At 66.2% G+C, this 1,457-nt stretch carries 1 protein-coding gene; it reads left to right on the forward strand.

What is annotated here, in order from left to right; genetic code table 11:
- Positions 1–48: 48 nt before the first annotated feature.
- Complete coding sequence (locus AB0L97_RS38630) at positions 49–1,449, forward strand: IS30 family transposase (protein ID WP_364440024.1); 1,401 nt, start codon at positions 49–51, stop codon at positions 1,447–1,449.
- The last annotated feature ends 8 nt before the right edge of the window (positions 1,450–1,457 follow it).

Below are 1,457 nucleotides of genomic sequence, written 5' to 3' on the forward strand. Positions count from 1 at the left end.
GCCGGATTCAACTGATCGTTGCAACACCTCGATCGTGGAGGTGTCGAGGTGGGAATTGGTCCGCAGCAGAAGCGGGTTCGTGAGTACCGGGGCCAGATTCCGTCGCCGGGTCGGCCGACGGTGGCCTGGCGTGAGGATCGGGTGCGGTTCTGGGCGGCGATCGCGCGCGGGGTGATGACCGAGGACGCGGCGGTGGAAGCGGGGGTGTCCTCGCCGGTCGGGTTCCGATGGTTCCGGCATGCTGGCGGCGTGAATCCGCGTTTGCCTCAGTCTGTTTCGGGCCGGTATTTATCTTCGGGCGAGCGGGAGGACATCGCGTTGCGGCGGGCTCGGGGCGAGGGAGTGCGGGAGATCGCTCGTCGGCTCGGTCGGAGTCCGTCGACGATCTCGCGGGAGTTGCGTCGCAACGCCTCGACCCGTTCGTACTGGCTGGACTACAAGGCCTCGACGGCGCAATGGCATGCCGAACGTCGGGCCAGGCGCCCCAAGATCGCCAAACTGGTCGCCAACGACCGGCTGCGCGCATACGTGCAAGACAAGCTCTCCGGGGTCGTGCGAACTGCCGATGGACGTGCCGTGGCCGGCCCGGTCGGTCCGGAGTGGAAAGGGCGCAACAAGCCGCATCGCGGTGATCGGGCGTGGGTGTACGCGTGGAGCCCGGAGCAGATCTCGAACCGGCTGAAACTCGAATTCCCCGACGACGAGTCAATGCGAATCAGTCATGAGGCGATCTACCAGGCACTGTATGTCGATTCTCGGGGCGGGCTCAAACGCGAACTCGTCGGCTGCCTGCGCCGAGGCCGGGCGTTGCGGGTCCCGCGCGCACGCGCCAAGCAGAAAGCGTGGGCACATGTGACCGCCGAGACGCTCATCGGTAACCGGCCCGCGGAGATCGGCGAGCGGGTGGTCGCGGGGCATTGGGAAGGCGATCTGATCATCGGGTTGCAGCGTTCGGCGATCGGCACCCTGGTCGAGCGGACGACCCGGTTCACGATGCTGATCCACCTGCCTCGCGAGGACGGATACGGTGTCATCGCACGCACCAAGAACGGACCCGCTCTCGCTGGCTACGGCGCGGTGACCATGACCGACGCGCTCACCCGAACGCTGCGCCCGCTGCCGCCGCCGCTGCGTCGATCGCTGACCTGGGACCGGGGCAAGGAATTGTCCGACCACGCACGGTTCACCGCCCGCACCGGCGTCGAGGTCTACTTCGCCGATCCGAAGAGCCCATGGCAACGCGGCACCAACGAGAATACCAATGGCCTTCTGCGCCAATATTTTCCGAAAGGCACCGACCTCTCTCGCTGGGGTGCTCGAGACATCGCTGCTATCGCGCACACGCTCAACTCCCGACCCCGCAAAAGCCTCGGCTGGAAGACGCCCGCTGAAGCCTTCACCGAGCAGCTACGATCGCTCCAACAAACCGGTGTTGCGACGACCGATTGAATACGGCC

This window comes from Nocardia sp. NPDC051911 (genome assembly GCF_040681035.1).
GTDB classification, from domain to species: domain Bacteria; phylum Actinomycetota; class Actinomycetes; order Mycobacteriales; family Mycobacteriaceae; genus Nocardia; species Nocardia sichangensis.